This window comes from Labrys sp. KB_33_2 (genome assembly GCF_052114505.1).
In the GTDB taxonomy this organism is placed as follows: domain Bacteria; phylum Pseudomonadota; class Alphaproteobacteria; order Rhizobiales; family Labraceae; genus Labrys.
In genome coordinates this window covers 125,478-142,809 of the sequence record NZ_JBFREW010000001.1, presented here as the reverse complement: position 1 = coordinate 142,809, position 17,332 = coordinate 125,478, and the positions used below count along the sequence as shown (strand labels likewise).

Here is a 17,332-nt window from a genome sequence, read left to right as displayed (position 1 = left end):
ATCACATCACAGACTTCCAGCTCACTTGCCGATCTCAGCGCATTTTTAATCGCTTGAGTTGCGCGGAGACGGCACGCAGCGGCTTCGTCAATCGCCAACTCGCGGACCCCCGCATGAGCGATGTAACCCGCTGCAACTGGGCATTCTCCTGCTGCAGAATGTCGATTTGAGCTTCCAGACGCGCACTGCGAGGCTCCAGATCCCCAATATAAGCTTCCAGTTTTGCAATGTGGGCCTCCAGGCTTGGGAGATGCTCGACCCAATCCACGGCGGTTCCCTCTTTGGAAGCCCTATAGCCAGAACTCCGGCTTCGAACATGGAGCGCGGCCATGTCGGCCGGCATTGCCGGCGCCACAGTTTCCTCGTCTTTTACAAGGGGCCCGAACATGGACCAGGCTTCCATCTGCTCCCAAATGCGTTGAAGCTGCAGGCGGCGGCGGATGGCCTGATAGGCTTCCTCCGACAGCGGCATACCGCCACCTTTCCTGAGCATGACGAGAAACTCGCAGCCCCGTGCCCGCGTGAGCGTTTCAACGGTTGCATCCAGAATTTCATATTGACGCAATTCCAGCAGAATCAGAGCCAACGCCGATGGCGTCAGATAATATTCATGGCTGTCGACATAATCCGGTGCCGCTGATGACGCCTCGGCAGTGGAGCAACGATTGCGATCAAAGGAAGCAGCGAAGGCGAAGTCCTTGACCCACCCTTGCCCCCAGGCAATATCGGCCCTATCGCCCGAAAGGACCTCGATATTGGTTCCCCAGCGATAAAAAGCCTCGAAGGTGTGACGTGAGCGGTTTCTCCTATAGTCCGACATGACTTTGGCGATATCGGTCGTGGGTTGAAAGAAGTCGAAACAATATCGCTTGTCAGGAACGATAAGGGCCAGCCCGCCACCTTGCGAAAGCAAAGCCATGCAGTCGACGAGGAATCCGGCAAGATTGGTCGTGTGTTCCACGACGTGAGAAGCAAGGACCAGGTTGAACCGTCCTTCGCCGGTGAGGGCCGATATCGGGCCGCCGGTCCACACGTGATCGACGGTCTCGATCAGGGCAACATCAACACCGTGTGCCATGTATATGCGCTGCAGCGTCTCCTGATCGGCGTGGTCGACTGTCTCGACATTGAAGCCTCGCGATTTCGGCAGCACGGGCCTGTAGCTCGGACCGATCTCAAGGACCGGCTCGAGCGAGGATACGCTGCTCCGAATAAAATCACGGAAATCACCGATGAGGCGATCCTGTTCGGCGTCGCTGTCGCGGGAGAAGAAAATAGAGGAGCCGCCCGCATGATCTCGAGTTTGGGTCGTTTCGCCGCCCATGCCAATCCTCAGCCCTTACCTGTCAGAACTCTCCACCCTCCAAACAAATATAGCCAGATTCACTTGTTCGCACATGGCGCCTGATACTGGCCTCCGGGATTACCAGTGGCTTTGTTATCGCGGGCTCGAAAAATCATCTCGGGTTCGGGCCCCAAGAGCCTGGGATCAGGTTTAAGCCGGAGACCGACCTCGCCGCTCTCGCGCGCTTCCTCGGCGCCCTGGTCCAGGGCATGTCCGTGCAGGCGCAGGACGGCGCCAGCGCCGACGACCTCGCCGGCATAGCGCGGATCGGCATTGCTCAACTGGAACAATATCGGGCTTGATCGCAGGCCAGCCACCTCAAACGTAAAACGGGGCGCCGAAGCGCCCCGTGTATGATCGAGCCCATGCGGCCTTGTCAGAGAACGAAATACCAGTTCGCCAGTAGCACCACCGCCAGGCCGGCCACGAGCGTGAGATAGGGCAGGATGCCAGCCTTTTTCTGCTGAAGGTCGACGGACCGTAGACCGAGGTCGTCGAGCATATGCTCGGGGAACTTGCCACCATCCTGGATATAGTGCCGATAGCAGAACACCGGGATGATGAGGGCGGCGGTAAAAAGGCCGGCCCACAGCGCCAGAGGATTCCAGACCTTCGCGCCCGCCCCCATGAACATCGCATTCACATAGGCGAAGATGGCACCGATGGCGATGACGAAGGTCGGCGCCTTCCAGGGCCTGTTGATGTGGCCATTGTCCATGCGATGGATCCAGCCGGCGTTGAGGTTGAGGAAATTGAAGATGATGTAGCCGCAATTCGACACGGCCAGGATGAAGAAGAAGCTGGTGGCGTCAGCCGCGGCGATGGCGAGCAGCAGCAGATTGAAGATGAGGTCGGTCCACATCGCCCGCGTCGGAGCGCCGTGCGAGTTCACATGGCTCAGATATTTGGGCAGCCAGCCATCCACCGAGCCCTGGTAGAGCGTACGGGAGGAACCGGCCATCGCGGTCATGATGGCCAGGATCAGTGCGAGGATCATCAGCATGACCAGGAGCTGGCTGATGATGGCGCCGCCATGCACCATGTCGGCCATGGCTGCCGCCACGCCCGAGCCGTCCACGATGGGGGTAGCGAGCATGCCGTTCAATCCGAGCACGCCCTGGAAGGTGAAGGGCACCAGGATGAACAGCAGCATGCACAGCAGGCCGGAATAGAAGATGGCCTTGAAGGTATCCCGGCCCGGGTCCTTGAACTCGCTGGTGTAGCAGACCGCGGTTTCGAACCCATAGGTCGACCAGGCGGCAATGAACATGCCGCCGAGCACCAGGGTCCAGCCCGCGACGTTCCAGCTACCCGGCGCCGGCGCATAGGCCGTGGCGAGCGGCACCAATGGTGAATAGTTGGCCCAATTGATCTGGCCGGTGACGATCGGCACGATGCCGACGATCAGCATCGGGATGATCACGACCAGGCCGATGATCTTCTGGGTGTTGGCGGTGCCGAGAATGCCGCGATGCTGGATCGCGAAGGTCAGAAGCATCAGCGCGGCACCGATGAAGAAGACCGAATTGAGGGAGAAGCCGAAGAGCGGGAAGGTATGGCTGAACAGCGTCCAGGTGCGGATCGCCGGGGTCGCCGCCGCCGTCACTGCCGTGATCGCATCGGCCGGCACCGTGCCGGCATGGGCAGCGATATAGGCTAAAACTTCGGGCGAACTGTCCGTAAAGACCGGAATCGGGAAGAGAGCATTGAGAATATAGCCGGCGGCGATCGAGCAGCCGAGGGACAGCACGGGCGACCAGGCGAACCAATTGCACCATACCGACAAGGGCGCGATGAACTTGGAGTAACGCAGCCACGCCGTGGCGCCATAGACGGAAGAACCACCCGATTTGTTGGGAAACAGGCCGGCGATCTCGGCATAGGTGAAGGACTGGATGAAGCCCATGATCATGGAGGCCGTCCAGATCAGGAAGGCCGGCGTGCCCGTCGTGCCGGCGATGCCGCCGATCGAGAACAGCACCAGCGGCGGCACGCCGCTTGCAACCCAGAAGGCTCCTCGCCAATCGATATGGCGCAGCAATTGGCTGTCGCCGCTCGCGCTCGTGTTTGCGTCAGTTGTCGCCGTCATTGTGTTCCCCGGATCTGATCGAATGCACTGGATGCTGGGGCGGTACTGGCTGCGAGAGTTCCATAACGGCTCTCGTCTTCACCCACCGTCTCTATTTTTTTCCTGCGAGTGAAGAGTGACACACTCTCAGGAAGCGTCAACCTTTAGTTTTCTGCGTTTCCTTCTCAAATGACGGTTTTTTGCTTATTTTTTGAGCATTCGCGCATTCCGGCCAAAACGATGCAAACGTCGTCCTGCAAAAAGAATCCGGGCCGATAAAATTTCCTGCTGGACAAACTTGTTTCTTCTCTGGAAACTTCATCTGTCACCATGCGAGTAAAAAGCATGGGACCGAACCATTCGAAGGATGCCCATATGTCGTCACGCAAGATGTGGGGGAATGAGCCGTTCTGGGGCCTCGGTTTCGAGTGGGATCCGCAATGGATGCTGACCGAGCGCCAGAAGACGTTGCAGGCCAAGCTCATCGAGCTGTGCCAGACGGAGATGCGCGCCAACGCCATCGAAAGTGACAGGAACCGCGCCTATCCGCGCAAGAATTTCCAGATCCTGGCCGAGCACGGCTTTCTGGGTCTGATCGTGCCCAAGGAGCTCGGAGGCCAGGGCGAGAATCATATTTGCGTCGCCATGGTGGTGGAGACCATCGCCCGCTATGGCTGCGCCTCCACGGCGATGTGCTATACCATGCATACCGGCGCCGTCGCCGCCGCCCTGCTGCGCCATCACGACAATGCGGCCCTCAAGGACATCCTCCGCCGTCTCGACAAGGACTGCCTGATCGGGACGCTGTCCTATTCCGATCCGGAAACCGGCTCGCATTTCTGGTATCCGATCTCTTCCAGCGTCGAGGAGACCAAGGAAGGCTGGCACGTCCGCAAGAAGGCGTCCTGGACCACCTCCGGCGGTTTTGCCGACTGGTACATCGTCCAAACGACCTCTCCCAATTTCAACGGCAATTACGCCGACCTCTCCTGTTTCCTCATCCTCGGCGACGAGATCACCAACGATCCCGGCAGCTGGAACGGCCTCGGCCTGCGCGGCAACCAGTCCGGCCCGCTGGAAGTCAACAAGGTGGTGCCGCGCAACCGTCTGGTCGGCCCGATCGGGGACGGCGCGCGCTCCAATGACGAGGTGGTCGATCCCTTCTTCCTGCTCTGCTCCTCCGCCTGCTGGAGCGGCATCGCCATGGGCATGATCGACATCGCCAAGGCCCATACCACCAAGAAGACCCACAAGGATGTCGGCATGCGGGTGGCCGACTACGCCACCATTCAGGACTATGTCGGCGAAGCCATCATCGACACCAACGTGGTGCGCTCGATGGATTTCCTCATCGCCAAGGCGCTGGACGACGCCACCGGCAACAATGACTGGTCCGTTCACAAGAACGATGTGTCCTTCCTGCCGCGTGCCGGCCTGCTGCACTGGCTCTGGCAGCTGAAATTCGCTGCCGCCAAGAACGTTGCCGCCGTTTCCGACAAGATGCTGCATGCCTGCGGCGGCACCGGCTACAAGCCCGAGCTGCAGATCGAGCGCTATCTGCGCGACGCCAAGGCCGGCTGGGTGATGGGGCCCACCAACGAGGTACTGCGCCAATTTGTCGGCAAGACCTCGCTGCTCGGCTTCGAGGCGGTCGATTATTGGAACACCTCGATCAACGAGCGCGTTCTCAACAACGAGATCAAGAAGATGGATGTGGACGCCAAGCGCGCTCTGGCCGAGCGGCTACTGGCGGAAATCAATCCCCCAGCCATTCGGAAGACGGCGTAAGATGGGGGCCCCTATGACGCGATCCTCGGCGGGACGTGCGGTCCGTCATGATGCCCTCGCCGGCAGAGCGACGACGGCGTCGAGCGGCCTCCCGGATTCACGCGAATCCGGAGTATACCGGGATCGGCGCGCAAGCGCCGGCGACGGTAAGGGTGTGAGGCAAGATGGTCCAGGGTTCTGCAAAAAAGCCGGAGACGGCGGATATCGTCCAGGAATCCATCGATCCGCTGCGCTTTCGCGGGGCACTCGGGCTGTTTGCCACCGGCGTCACCGTGGTGACGGCCACCCATCCGACCGCCGGGCTGATCGGCATCACCGCCAATTCCTTTTCCTCGGTCTCGCTCGATCCGCCACTGGTGCTGTTTTCCATCGCCAACACGGCGCGCAGCCTGTCGGCCTTCCTGGAAGCGCCGGGCTTCTGCGTGAACGTGCTGCGCAAGGAACAACGCGCCCTTTCCGCCCGCTTCGCCCGGCAGAACCAGGACAAATGGACGGGCGTGGCCTACACGGCAGGGCGCTTTGGAGCGCCGATCCTGCCCGAGACCATGGCGGCCTTCGACTGCCTGCATCACGCCCAGTACGAGGGCGGCGACCATCGCATCATCGTCGGCCGGGTGGTCGACATGGAGCACAATGTCGAAGGCGAGCCGCTGCTCTTCTTCGGTGGCCGCTACCGGGTGCTGGGAGAGGAAGCCCAATAGGACTGCATATCGCCAATCATTCGGGCTCTTCCCGCCCGTTCGCTTGCTTGTAGGAGTGGTTTGCCATGCCTGAAGCCGAAATGCTTCGCGTCGCCGGCGGATCGAGCCAGGTCTTCGCCCTCGGCAAAGGGGATCGCCTGCGCCTGACCAATCTGGAAGGCGGCCAGAACGCCCTGCTTTATGCCTTCGCAGCGCAGGAAAGCCTGCCATCCGACCATCCCGCCGCTCCGCGCGATGCGCTGGCGGGCCTGATCGCGGCCAATGAGAATGCCGCGGCCACCCATCACCAGCTCGCCGGCCACGATCTTGCCAGCGCCAGCGGCATCGTGTTGTCGGGACCGGACACCCAGGCGGGCGAGGCCTTCACTTTGTCCGCCGCTCACGACATGACCTGCGTGCTCATCGTGCCCGCCGGGTCTTCGACGGCGGATGCGGTGGTGCCCGCGACCGATTTCTCCCTGGAAATCGCGCGCAGCGACGATACCACCAAGCGCGCGCCGCAAAGCCTGCCCGCGCCGCCCCTCGCCACCCCAGTCCAGGACTTCCGGGTGAAGGCCGCGACCGCGGAGCGTTTCGAAGTCAAGGCTGGCCAATATATCCAGATCATGGACATCGACGGCCGCCAATGCTCGGATTTCCTCGCCTTCGACACTGAGCTGCTCAAGCAGGGCATCGAATGCGGCCTCGACGCCACCGCGACCCGCACCTTGATGGGACGCGCCTATCCGGGCCCGGGCCTGTTCTCGAAATTCTTCGACCAGCGCATGCGCGCCACGGTGGAGGTGGTGCAGGACACCTGCGGGCGGCACGACACCTTCGGCCTCGCCTGCACCATGAAATATTACGACGACATGGGTTATCCGGGCCATGATTCCTGCTCGGAGAACTTCAACAGGGTCCTGGCGCAGGACGGCATCGTGCCTCGCCCCGGCTGGCCGGCGATCAATTTCTTCTTCAACACGCAAGTCAACCATGACGGCACCATCAGCGCCGACGAGCCGTGGTCGCGTCCCGGCGACTATGTGCTGATGCGCGCGTTGATCGACCTCACCTGTGCCGCCTCTTCCTGTGCCGACGACATCGACCCCGCCAATGGCTGGAACCCCACCGACATCCAGGTCCGCGTCTATGACGCGCATCACGAATTTCCCAAGGCGATTGCTACGCGCATGACACCCGATTCCCCTCCGGTCTTCACCAAGGAGACGGCGTTCCATTCGAAGGTCGCTCCTCTTTCGCGCCGCATGGTCGAATATCGCGGCTATTGGCTCGCCAATTCCTTCCTCGCCGACGGCGCGGTGGCCGAATATTGGGCCTGCCGCGAAAAGGTGGCGGTGATCGACCTTTCCGCCCTGCGCAAGTTCGAGGTGCTCGGCCCCGATGCCGAGGCGCTGCTCGACTATGCCGTGACGCGCGACATCACCAAGCTTTCGGTCGGCCAGGTCGTCTACACCGCCATCTGCTATCCGCATGGCGGCATGCTGGATGACGGCACCGTGTTTCGCCTCGGGCCGCAGCAGTTCCGCCTCGTCTGCGGCGATCCCTATGTCGGCGTGCATCTGCGCCAGCTCGCCGAAGAAAAGGGCTTCAAGGTCTGGATCCGCTCCTCGACCGACCAGCTTCACAATCTCGCCGTGCAGGGCCCGAAAAGCCGTGACCTCATCAGCAAGATCATCTGGACGCCGCCGGCCCAGCCGGCTGCGAACGAAATCGGGGTGTTCCGTTCCACCGTCGGCCGGCTCGGTCACGCCCAGGGCCCTGCCGTGGTGGTCTCGCGCACCGGCTATACCGGCGAGCTCGGCTACGAGATCTTCTGCCATCCGCGCGATGGCGAGGCTGTGTGGGATGCCGTCTTCAAGGCCGGCAAGCCGCTCGGCGTGGTACCGATGGGGCTCGAAGCGCTCGACATGCTGCGCATCGAGGCCGGGCTGATCTTCGCCCATTACGAATTCTCCGACGAGACCGACCCGTTCGAGGCCGGCATCGCCTTCACCGTGCCGCTGGTCTCCAAGAAGGGCGATTTTGTCGGCAAGGAGGCCCTGGTCAAGCGCAAGGCCGAACCCCAGCGCAAGCTTGTCGGCCTGGAGATCGAGGGACGCGAAACAGCCCATCACGGCGATCATGTCTATGCCGGGCGCGCCCGCATCGGCGTGGTCACCTCCGGCATGCGCTCGCCGATCCTCGACGCGACCATCGCCCTCGCCCGCGTCGACATCGGCTCGGCCGAGATCGGCACGGAACTCGAAATCGGCAAGCTCGACGGCCATCAGAAGCGCCTCAAGGCCAAGGTCGTTCGCTTTGCCCATTACGACCCGGACAAGACGAGGGTGAGGATGTAGCGCAGCCTCATTCCTCCGGCCTTGCCAGCCCAACCGCGCCGGTCCGAAGACCGGCCCACCGATCACAGAAGGGAACATCCATGAGTGTCATGTCCTGGCGGCGTTCGCCGCTCGCAGCCCGCCATCGAGCCCTCGGCTCCACCCTGGAAGACTGGAACGGGATGGAGACGGCCTGGACCTATACCAAGTCGGACCTCGCCGACGAGCATGAGGCGATCCGCACCAAGGCGGCGCTGATGGACGTATCAGGCCTGCGCAAATCCCATCTGGTCGGCCCGCATTCGCATCAGGTTCTGCAGCGCCTGACTACGCGCGACGTGCGCAAGATCGTGCCCGGCAAGTCGGCCTATGCCTGCGTGCTCAACGATGCCGGCAAGTTCACCGACGACTGCATCCTTTATCGCACCGGCCCCAACAGCTGGATGACGGTCTATGGTTCGGGCACCGGCTTCGAGGACATGGCGCGCGATGCGGCCGGCAAGAACGTCGCCGTCATCTTCGACGACGATTTGCAGGACCTGTCGCTTCAGGGCCCGCTGGCGGTGAAATATCTTTCAAAGCATGTGCCTGGGATCAAGGACCTCAAATATTTCCACCACATGCAGACCACGCTGTTCGGCAAGCCGGTGATGATCTCGCGCACCGGCTATACCGGCGAGCGCGGCTACGAGATCTTCTGCAAGTCCGAGGACGCCGTCGAGATCTGGGACACCATCCTGAAGGAAGGCAAGCGCATGGGCATCGTGCCCGCCTCCTTCACCGCGCTCGACTGGCTCAGGGTGGAGAGCTATCTGCTGTTCTATCCCTACGACAATTCGCAGATGTATCCCTTCGAGAATGAAGGCCCCGGCGACACGCTGTGGGAACTCGGTCTCACCTTCACCGTCTCGCCCGGCAAGACCGGCTTCCGCGGCGCCGAGGAGCATTACCGCCTCAAGGGCAAGGAGCGCTTCAAGATCTTCGGCGTCCTCGCCGACACCGACAAGATCCTCGATGCCGGCGACGAGCTCTGGGCCGGCGGCAAGAAGGTGGGCGTGGTCACCTGCGGCATGTATTCGCGCCTGACCAACCGGTCCATGGCAATCGCCCGCATGGCGGTCGACGTTGCCAAGCAGGGCACCAAGCTTGAGGTCAAGGGCAAGAACGTGCAGTGCTCCGCCATCGCGCACACCATCACCTTCGACGATCCGGAGAAGAAGAAGCGTACGGCGCTGTAAGGAAATACCCTCCCCTGGAGGGATCGGCACTTCCTCTTGGAAGTGCCTGGGGTCGGCCTGAAAGGCCGGGGTGGGGTGAAAACCACCACCTCGGCTGATCGAGGCCCGGTTTCGCGATCCTAGCAATTCTTGCGGAGCCACCCCACCCCGACGCTTCGCGTCGACCCTCCCCCTCCAGGGGAGGGTAAAACAAGGGCCTGATCCACTTCGTTCGCGCTGGAGTTTCGATAGAACCATGCTCGTATCCGGCATCAAGAGCCGTCCTGTCTATGGCACCCTTGCCATCCGCCCCGGCGCCAAGCGGCACCTCTTCGTGGCGGATGCCGAGGGTGCGCAGGCAATCCTGGACGCGACCGAAACGGCCGAGGCTCCTTTCCTCGACAAGGCTCACATCATCTATGTACCCGGGCACATCGACGATGTGCCCGGCGGGGCCGCTCCCAAGAATTTCGGCGAGGCGCTCCGGGCACTCGGCCCCGACATGTTCTATGAAGGCCCGAGCATCGCCGCCGCCCTGCCACGCCTGGCCCAGACGTTGGCGACGGCCCATATGGGCACCCAGATCTATCTGGCAGGCACGGAAGGCCTGATCGGCCAGGCCATGAAGCTTGCGATCGAGGCCGGCGTTGACCATCTCTCCATCCAGACCGAGCATCGCGGCTCGGAAGAACGACGGGTGCAATGCGTGCATTGCAAGGGCATCACCGAGCATGTGCGCACGCAGCCGGTCAAATGTGCCCATTGCGGCCTGACTCTGTTGGTCCGGGACCATTATTCGCGCCGCATCGCCGCATTCCAGGGCGTGTGCATCGACGCCGAAGAGCCCGGCGTGGTGCCGCCGACCGAGGAGGCCTTTCCATGAGCGACAAGACACCCAAGATCGAGGTGCGCGTCAGCGAGATCCACCAGGTCACGCCCGAGATCAAGCGCTTCCATTTCAAGCCCGTCGACGGCTCCCTTCTGCCCAATTTCTCCGGCGGCGCCCATGTGGTGGTGGAGATGGAGGACGGCGCCACGCTGCGGCGCAACCCCTATTCGCTGATGAGCCGCCCGGGCGACACCGCCTGCTACACCATCAGCGTGCGGCGCGACGACAAGGGCCGTGGCGGCTCGATGTTCCTGCATGGCAAGGTCCGGCCCGGCGATGTCATCCGCATCAGTCATCCCGTCAACCTGTTCCCGCCGGACCAGCGCGCCAGGAAACACCTGCTCTTCGCCGGCGGCATCGGCATCACGCCCTTCATGGCGATGATGGCGCAGCTTTCCGACGAGGACCGCCCCTTCGAGCTGCATTACGCCGTGCGTTCGGACGAGCATGGCGCCTATCTTGCCCACCTGGCCGAACGTTACGGTCGCCGGGTGCACATCTATCGCGACGACAAGGGTGAGGCGATCGCGCTCGCCGAGTTGCTCGCGCGCCAGCCCCTCGGCACGCATCTCTATGTCTGCGGGCCCGGCGGTATGATCAAATGGGTGCTCAACACCGCCCGCAACGAGGGCTGGCCCGACCAGAACCTGCATGACGAGCAGTTCATCGCCCCGGCTTCCGGCAAGCCTTACGAGATCATCCTGGCCCTCTCAGGCAAGCGGGCCAAGGTCGGTCCGCACCAGAGCATGCTGGAGGCGATCGAGGCCGCCGGCGTCGATGCGCCTTATCTCTGCCGCGGCGGAGCCTGCGGCCAGTGCGAGACACGGGTGCTCTCCTGCGACGGCACGCTCATGCACAACGACCACTACCTCTCGGAGGCCGACAAGGCCTCCGGCGCCAAGGTCATGCCCTGCGTCTCGCGCTTCGAAGGCCGGGAACTGGTGCTGGATTTGTAACTGCTGGATTTGCAATTCCTGGGATCGCCGGCTTCTCAACGACATGCCTGCATGTCGTGGATACCGGCTCTTCCGGGGCCTTCGTTTCAAGAGCCGGCAGGAAGCCGGCGATCCCAGGAGCTTCACAATGGGCATCCAATTCCGCCAGGAAACCTTCCGCGACGACTTTACCTTCCGCAATTCGGAGGCAGCGATCCGCCGCTTTCCCTTTCCCTTCGACAAGGACAACTACATGTATGCGGTCAATATCGAACCGCATATTTCAGGCCCGGAGGGTTCGGCCTTCGAGCATCCCATCGACGTCGACGAGCATTATGTCTCGGAGATGGCCGACCGGGCGCTGGTGCTGAAGGAAGACCCGCTGCGCTGCCAGTCCCTGCCGCATATGACACTGGCGGGATGGGACCTGCTCGAACTCCTGATGGAGAGCATGTCGACCTCCTATCCCGAGCATTTCACGCTCGAGCGGGACGGCGACCAGTGGCACTGGATCAACCGGCCGCTGGGCATCGACGACCGCTTCACCTTCGGTGACGTCGCCACCCTGCCCTATGGGCCGATGGAATACATCACCCGCCAGGCCCAGGGCGATTTCTGCCTGCTCGACCAGCGCGATGGCAATCTGTGGATGGATGCGGGCATCGTCACCACCCAGGCCGACTGGTCGCTCGATTTCGACATCGGCATGAATTTCATGGAATGGCACGGCCCGGTGCCGCTGGCCCACCAGCTCGGCGTGTTCGAGCGGGCTCTCAAATTCATGCTCAACCTGCGTCAGGGCTCGCCCACCAGGCGGCTCAACTGGACGATGACGGTCAATCCGCGGCTCGATACCTCGCCCGAGAACTATCACAAATGGGGCAAGGACCGCGCCACGCTGACTCCCGAAAACATCGGCAACAAGCTGCATCTGCGCGTCGAACTGCAGACTTTCTTCCGCCTGCCGCGTTCCAACGCCATTGTCTTCCCGATCCGCTGCTACCTGATCAAGCTTGAGGAACTGGTGACGGTGCCCAAATGGGGCCGGCGCCTGCACCGTGTGCTGCAGACCTTGCCGCCCGAACTGGTGGACTACAAGGGCCTCACCCGTTTCCGCGACACGGCATTGGAGTGGCTGTCGAAATATGACGACGGCGCCGAGACCAGCCCGGGCGGTTGGCCGGATTGATGGACGGAAGTGAAAGCTCTTCCTGGGTCGCCGGTGTCGTGCTGGCAATCCCAGGAAGACGCGGACAGACCCCCATAGCGTTTTTCTATTTGGTGGAAACGTAAAGACGTGTCGGAACAATGAGTTAGAGAAAAGCAGCGGTTACGTGGAAACGCGCTTTGCTCCGGTCACGGCATTGGGTGCGCAACACGGACAGCTCGATCATAACGGAAGGCCGCTTCAGCTTGGCCGTTCTGTGTCGACCAGCTCTCTGGCAAGCCCGTGAGGTTGTTGACGTAGACCGTCAGGAATGTGCGCCCCTGCGCAATCCCGAACACGGAATGCCAGACACCCTTTTTGGGCGTGGACCCCATACAACTGGCTTGCCGAACATCTTTCGCGGAGAAAGGACGCCATTAGAAAGAGACATACGATATCGACCGCTCGTAGTCTCTCTCATCCAGCAACTTCCAGCCTTCACCACGATCAGACCAACGTTTGCCGCCAATATTGACCAAATCGATCGTTCCCCTGCCGTGACCTTCGAATCTCAGGTGAGCGCGAAAGACGTCGGGTCGTTCCTGATCATAAATGAGATAGGTGATTGTATTAGCGGCGGCCGAACGTGTCTCGGCCGTAAACGGCTGTGCGTTCAGCCTATCGAACGCCTGCGCAAGATAGTCCTGGCAAGCAGCACCGGCGCTGCCAAGGGATATCACTAGCAGCAGGACTGCCGTACAAAAGCGGCGCACGAGGCCTCGACTGGTCCACATAACCGAAGAGATATGCTGCCATCATTTCCAAAATGCCAGCCCAATCGGTCAATGCCGATGCAAATCAGTGATCGGGAGAGCTCGCCTGGCGCTTTCCCCTTTTTGGCCTTGCCTTGGAATGACCTGGCTAGAGGCTGCAATTCAGTGGATCCAGCAAAGGACCACTACCGCTTGATGCCGATGCTGCGCCCGGCATCCTTCGGCATCGGCAGGGTAGCGTGCTCCTTTAGCAGGCCCTCCAGCACTGCAGCGCTCTGCGGCAGCCAGGGCGCCGCATGGGGCTGCTCGGTCTGGTCGATCGACATCAAGAGCTGCTCGGAGGTCGCCACCACGAGATTGCGCACCTTGTCGTACATGCTCAGGAAGATGCGGACGCGCTTGGTGTCGAGGTCCAGCACCTGGCAGGTTACAGAGACGGGCGTGCCGAGCTTGACCTCCCACAGGAAGCGGACATGGGTCTCCATCGTATAGATGGTATGGCGCGTCGTCTCGCGCACGGCGGCGGTGAGGCAGACGCGACCGAGGAACTCGTCGACGGCCTTGGCGAAGATCACCGCGTAATAGCCGTCATAGAGATGGCCGTTATAGTCGATCCATTCCGGGCGGACGGTTTCGTCGAGAAGGTGCATGGGAATCCCCAAAGCGTTTTGTGATTTCTCGGAATCACCGAGAATCGCAAAGACGCGTCGAAACAAAGAGATGGAGCAAACAAGCGTTCACCTGTGAACGCTTGTTTGCTCTGGGATCGCAGGCGTCTCGCCTGCATCGCCTATCCTGCAAGTGTGACGGTTCCTAGAGCAGGCTGGAAGCCTGCGATCCCGGGAATCAGACCCTTCCTTCGAGTCCTTCGGCCTCCGGCCAGTATTTCTTGGCCAGCGCCATCACTTCGATGAGGAAGTCGTCGCGGCGGCGCTCCAGCGCCTTGATCGAGCGGCCGGCGGCCTGGTGCTCGCAGCCATCGGCGACGCGGTCGATCAGTTCTTCCGTCAGCTCGGGGGCCGTGAGCTTGGTCCAGGGCAGTTTCAGGGCCGGCCCAAACTGGTGCAGCATGTGGCGCATGCCGCCTTCGCCGCCGGCGAGATGGAAAGTGAGGAAGGTGCCCATCAGCGACCAGCGCAGGCCACAGCCATAGACGACGGCCGCGTCGACCTCCTCGGTGGTGGCGACGCCGTCATTGACCAGCCAGAGCGCCTCGCGCCAGAGCGCTTCCATCAGGCGGTCCGCGATGAAGCCTTCGATCTCCACCCTGACATGCAGCGGGCGCATGCCGATCGAGGCATAGAAGGCCTTGGCGGCCTCGACCGTCTCGGCCGAAGTCTTGCTGCCGCCGAGCACTTCCACCAGCGGCAGGAGATAGACAGGGTTGAAGGGATGGCCCACCACCAGCCGGGTCGGATCGGCCATCTTGGCCTGCAGCAAGCTCGGCAACAGGCCCGAGGTGGAGGAGCCGATGATGGCGCCGGGCTTGGCGGCGACGTCGATCTCGGCCAGCAGCGATTGCTTGAGTTCCTCGCGCTCCGGGGCGTTTTCCTGGATGAAGTCGGCCTGGCCGGCGGCCTCGGCCACGGAGTTGGCGAAGCTCAGACGCTTGCGGTCGGCACCGGCGGCCAATCCCTGCTTCTCCAGGGCCGGCCAGGCATTGTCGATGGCCGCACGCAGCTTTTCCTCGGCGCCCGAGGCCGGATCGTAGGCGACGACATCCAGACCGTGTGCGAGCGCCCGCGCCGCCCACCCCGCGCCGATCACGCCGGTACCGATAATTGCGAATGTCTTGATTGCAGACGTCTTGGATGTCGTGGCCATCGCTGTTCTCCCTGTCGGCGCGACTAGACAAGGCCTTGCCGAAAAGGCCTTTGCATGGCGCGACATCGCAGGTGCCAAACGCGACGGAAATATAGTCAACCATCTGGTTGACAGTTGGCCGATGAAGGCAGATGTTCAACCGTATGGTTGAATATAAAGATCCTCTCGATGCCATCTTTCATGCCCTGGCCGATCCGACCAGGCGGGCCATGCTGCGCAACCTCGCTGCCGAGCCCCGCAAGGTGGGCGAACTCGCCCATCCCTTCGCCATCTCGCTGGCAGCCGCCTCCAAGCACATCAAGGTCCTGGAGAAGGCCGGCCTGGTGGAACGCAGTGTCGAAGGACGCACCCACACCTGCCGGCTGAACCCGCGGCCTCTGCATGCCGGCCTGGAATGGATGCGCTTTTACGAAAAACTCTGGAATCAGCGACTCGACACCCTCGATGCCCTGCTGATTGCGGATGCAATCGCCAATCCTCAGAGGAGCTGAACCCGAAGCGCCTTGCAATTTGCCGGAATACAGGACGCTCTGGCCAATCCACCGGATAGGCTTGGAAACAAAAAGTTAGAGAAAACAAGCGTTCAGCCATGAACGCGCTTCACTCTAGGGAGCTGAACCATGTCCGACTACGGCGTGATCATCGACACCGAGACCGTGCGTATCGAACGCGTTCTTTCCGGACAGATCGAACGCGTCTGGGCCTTCCTGACCGAGGCCGAGAAGCGCCAGCAATGGCTGGCCGGCGGCGAAATGGAATTGCAGCCAGGTGGACGGGTCAACCATGTCTTCCGCAATGGCGACCTGTCGGCACCCGATGATCCGCCGCCGCCCAAATATCTGCATCTGAACGACACGGTCGAGATGCATGGACGGGTGATCGCCTGCGAACCGCCGACCTTGATCGAATATGCCTGGGGTGACGGCTCGCAGGTCCGTATCGACCTCAAGCCGGAGCTCGGGCGCACCCATATCACCATTACCCATAGCCGCCTGCTCGCCCGCGATGAACTGATTAGCGTCGCCGCCGGCTGGCACACCCATCTCGATATCCTCGCCGCCCGCCTCGGAGGACAGACACCGCCTAGCTTCTGGGGTCTGCATACGCAACTCGAGGCCGATTACGAGAGCAGGATGAGCACAAGCTGAACCATGTTCGACGCCTCGCGCCGGTGCCGGACGGCAGCTGATGCTCGCAAAAAACGGCGGGGCGCGCTCGATCGCGCGAAGATCGATCGAGGAACGTCGGGACAGCGGATGAAGTGTGGGAAACACTCTCTTCGTCATCAAGCTTTTCTTGTCGTTCAAGATAGCTTTCCTCCCTTGAACGAAGCATCTGAAACAAGGAGATTGCGGCTGACCACACCTTCATCGGCCCGTTGGGAGTGCCGCTGAAAATCATGTGAGTTGCGTCCTCCCACCCCTGGTTTTCCGATGTCCGCCATCACCGCCTCGTCCGACGCCCGTTCCGTCCATCGGCTCGGTGTTTTTCTCGTCGTCGCTTCCGCTGTCGCCTGGAGCATCAGCGGCATCTTCGCCCGCATGCTGACGGTGGATGCCTGGACGACCGTGTCGCTGCGCGCGGCGATCGGGGCGATCTACATGGCGGCCGGTCTTGTCTATGTGCACCGCGCCGACAGCCTGGCGGCGATCCGCTCGATCGGCTGGTTCGGGCTCATCATTGCGGCCTGCGCCTCGCTGTCCATGCTGTTCTATGTCGGCGCGCTCTATCACACCACAATCGCCAATGTGGCGGTGATCTATGCCACCACGCCCTTCCTGGCGGCCGGCCTCGCCTGGCTGATCATGCGCGAGAGGGTCACCCGGCGCACGCTGATCGCCTCTGGTGGCGCACTCGTCGGCGTGGTCGTGATGGTGGGCGGCTCCTTCGGATCCAGCCATCTCTTCGGCGATGCCATGGCGCTCGGCATGGCTGCCTCCTTTGCCATCGTGGCGGTGGTGGCGCGGGCGCGCCCGAAGCTGGAAATGCTGCCGGTCAACCTGTTCTGTTGCCTGTTCACGGCGCTGGTAGGCCTGCCCTTCGCTTCGCCTGCCGCGGCAACAGCCCAGGATTGGCTGGTCCTGGCCGTGTTTGCCTTCACCTCGATTCCACTCGCCTTCTTCATGTTCCTGGCCGGCGCGCGCCGGATCCCTGCTGCAGAAGCCGGTCTGATCTCCACGCTCGACGTGGTGCTGGCACCGCTCTGGGTCTATCTGCTTTTCGCCGAGGATCCGGGTACGGCCGCAATCGTCGGCGGTGCCATCGTGCTCGCGGCCGTGGTCTGGCACATTCTCGGCGGCTTGCGCATCAGGTCGTCCTGAACCGGC

15 protein-coding genes are annotated in these 17,332 nt (G+C 62.1%); 10 read left to right on the top strand and 5 right to left on the bottom strand.

Going from position 1 to position 17,332, the window contains the following annotated elements; translation table 11 throughout:
- Positions 1 to 34: 34 nt before the first annotated feature.
- The 3 genes from AB4037_RS00670 to AB4037_RS00660 all read right to left on the bottom strand — a co-directional run bounded on the left by AB4037_RS00670 (position 35) and on the right by AB4037_RS00660 (position 3,434).
- Entirely contained in the window at positions 35 to 1,324 is a 1,290-nt protein-coding gene (locus AB4037_RS00670; RefSeq protein ID WP_441770195.1) for a hypothetical protein, read from the bottom strand.
- Positions 1,325 to 1,383: 59 nt separating this feature from the next.
- Positions 1,384 to 1,626, bottom strand: coding sequence for a hypothetical protein (locus AB4037_RS00665; protein ID WP_441770194.1), 243 nt, complete (start codon positions 1,624 to 1,626; stop codon positions 1,384 to 1,386).
- A 95-nt stretch (positions 1,627 to 1,721) separates the two neighbouring features.
- The gene (locus AB4037_RS00660) at positions 1,722 to 3,434 is read right to left on the bottom strand and encodes an APC family permease (RefSeq protein WP_441770193.1); all 1,713 of its coding nucleotides are present in this window, start codon (positions 3,432 to 3,434) and stop codon (positions 1,722 to 1,724) included.
- A gap of 354 nt (positions 3,435 to 3,788) precedes the next feature.
- Between AB4037_RS00660 and AB4037_RS00655 the strand changes: the two genes are divergently transcribed.
- The 7 genes from AB4037_RS00655 to AB4037_RS00625 all read left to right on the top strand — a co-directional run bounded on the left by AB4037_RS00655 (position 3,789) and on the right by AB4037_RS00625 (position 12,450).
- Complete coding sequence (locus tag AB4037_RS00655) at positions 3,789 to 5,201, top strand: acyl-CoA dehydrogenase family protein (RefSeq protein WP_441770192.1); 1,413 nt, start codon at positions 3,789 to 3,791, stop codon at positions 5,199 to 5,201.
- Positions 5,202 to 5,365: 164 nt separating this feature from the next.
- Positions 5,366 to 5,902 carry a flavin reductase family protein gene (locus tag AB4037_RS00650; RefSeq protein WP_434957994.1) on the top strand — a complete coding sequence of 179 codons (537 nt, stop codon included), beginning with the start codon at positions 5,366 to 5,368 and terminating at the stop codon, positions 5,900 to 5,902.
- Between the two features lie 65 nt (positions 5,903 to 5,967).
- Positions 5,968 to 8,241, top strand: coding sequence for a DUF1989 domain-containing protein (locus AB4037_RS00645; protein ID WP_441770191.1), 2,274 nt, complete (start codon positions 5,968 to 5,970; stop codon positions 8,239 to 8,241).
- An 89-nt stretch (positions 8,242 to 8,330) separates the two neighbouring features.
- On the top strand, positions 8,331 to 9,458 hold the full coding sequence (locus tag AB4037_RS00640; protein WP_068288288.1) for an aminomethyltransferase family protein: 1,128 nt from the start codon (positions 8,331 to 8,333) through the stop codon (positions 9,456 to 9,458).
- A gap of 235 nt (positions 9,459 to 9,693) precedes the next feature.
- Complete coding sequence (locus AB4037_RS00635) at positions 9,694 to 10,320, top strand: dimethylamine monooxygenase subunit DmmA family protein (RefSeq protein ID WP_441770190.1); 627 nt, start codon at positions 9,694 to 9,696, stop codon at positions 10,318 to 10,320.
- Positions 10,317 to 11,282: a PDR/VanB family oxidoreductase gene (locus tag AB4037_RS00630; protein ID WP_441770189.1), complete on the top strand. Its 966-nt coding sequence runs from the start codon at positions 10,317 to 10,319 to the stop codon at positions 11,280 to 11,282. Before AB4037_RS00635 ends, AB4037_RS00630 begins: the two co-directional genes overlap by 4 nt.
- 127 nt (positions 11,283 to 11,409) lie before the next feature.
- Entirely contained in the window at positions 11,410 to 12,450 is a 1,041-nt protein-coding gene (locus AB4037_RS00625) for a heme-dependent oxidative N-demethylase family protein (protein WP_441770188.1), read from the top strand.
- 916 nt (positions 12,451 to 13,366) lie between these two features.
- On the opposite strand, the gene AB4037_RS00620 is transcribed toward AB4037_RS00625, so the two are convergent.
- Positions 13,367 to 13,831, bottom strand: a complete 465-nt coding sequence (locus tag AB4037_RS00620; protein ID WP_434957999.1) for a thioesterase family protein — start codon at positions 13,829 to 13,831, stop codon at positions 13,367 to 13,369.
- 196 nt (positions 13,832 to 14,027) lie between these two features.
- The gene (locus AB4037_RS00615) at positions 14,028 to 15,005 is read right to left on the bottom strand and encodes an L-carnitine dehydrogenase (protein WP_441770187.1); all 978 of its coding nucleotides are present in this window, start codon (positions 15,003 to 15,005) and stop codon (positions 14,028 to 14,030) included.
- A 143-nt stretch (positions 15,006 to 15,148) separates the two neighbouring features.
- Between AB4037_RS00615 and AB4037_RS00610 the strand changes: the two genes are divergently transcribed.
- The 3 genes from AB4037_RS00610 (at position 15,149) to AB4037_RS00600 (ending at position 17,326) form a co-directional block, all read left to right on the top strand.
- Entirely contained in the window at positions 15,149 to 15,496 is a 348-nt protein-coding gene (locus AB4037_RS00610) for an ArsR/SmtB family transcription factor (protein WP_434958001.1), read from the top strand.
- Positions 15,497 to 15,625: 129 nt separating this feature from the next.
- Complete coding sequence (locus AB4037_RS00605) at positions 15,626 to 16,153, top strand: SRPBCC family protein (RefSeq protein ID WP_434958002.1); 528 nt, start codon at positions 15,626 to 15,628, stop codon at positions 16,151 to 16,153.
- A gap of 285 nt (positions 16,154 to 16,438) precedes the next feature.
- Positions 16,439 to 17,326 (top strand): DMT family transporter, encoded by an 888-nt coding sequence (locus tag AB4037_RS00600; RefSeq protein ID WP_434958003.1) that lies wholly within the window; start codon positions 16,439 to 16,441, stop codon positions 17,324 to 17,326.
- The last annotated feature ends 6 nt before the right edge of the window (positions 17,327 to 17,332 follow it).

Bases quoted from the DNA above. Each gene is read 5' to 3' on its own strand.
- AB4037_RS00670 (WP_441770195.1), bottom strand. From the start codon at position 1,324: ATGGGCGGCGAAACGACCCAAACTCGAGATCATGCGGGCGGCTCCTCT.
- AB4037_RS00660 (WP_441770193.1), bottom strand. From the start codon at position 3,434: ATGACGGCGACAACTGACGCAAACACGAGCGCGAGCGGCGACAGCCAA.
- AB4037_RS00655 (WP_441770192.1), top strand. From the start codon at position 3,789: ATGTCGTCACGCAAGATGTGGGGGAATGAGCCGTTCTGGGGCCTCGGT.
- AB4037_RS00650 (WP_434957994.1), top strand. From the start codon at position 5,366: ATGGTCCAGGGTTCTGCAAAAAAGCCGGAGACGGCGGATATCGTCCAG.
- AB4037_RS00645 (WP_441770191.1), top strand. From the start codon at position 5,968: ATGCCTGAAGCCGAAATGCTTCGCGTCGCCGGCGGATCGAGCCAGGTC.
- AB4037_RS00640 (WP_068288288.1), top strand. From the start codon at position 8,331: ATGTCCTGGCGGCGTTCGCCGCTCGCAGCCCGCCATCGAGCCCTCGGC.
- AB4037_RS00635 (WP_441770190.1), top strand. From the start codon at position 9,694: ATGCTCGTATCCGGCATCAAGAGCCGTCCTGTCTATGGCACCCTTGCC.
- AB4037_RS00630 (WP_441770189.1), top strand. From the start codon at position 10,317: ATGAGCGACAAGACACCCAAGATCGAGGTGCGCGTCAGCGAGATCCAC.
- AB4037_RS00625 (WP_441770188.1), top strand. From the start codon at position 11,410: ATGGGCATCCAATTCCGCCAGGAAACCTTCCGCGACGACTTTACCTTC.
- AB4037_RS00620 (WP_434957999.1), bottom strand. From the start codon at position 13,831: ATGCACCTTCTCGACGAAACCGTCCGCCCGGAATGGATCGACTATAAC.
- AB4037_RS00615 (WP_441770187.1), bottom strand. From the start codon at position 15,005: ATGGCCACGACATCCAAGACGTCTGCAATCAAGACATTCGCAATTATC.
- AB4037_RS00610 (WP_434958001.1), top strand. From the start codon at position 15,149: ATGGTTGAATATAAAGATCCTCTCGATGCCATCTTTCATGCCCTGGCC.
- AB4037_RS00605 (WP_434958002.1), top strand. From the start codon at position 15,626: ATGTCCGACTACGGCGTGATCATCGACACCGAGACCGTGCGTATCGAA.
- AB4037_RS00600 (WP_434958003.1), top strand. From the start codon at position 16,439: ATGTCCGCCATCACCGCCTCGTCCGACGCCCGTTCCGTCCATCGGCTC.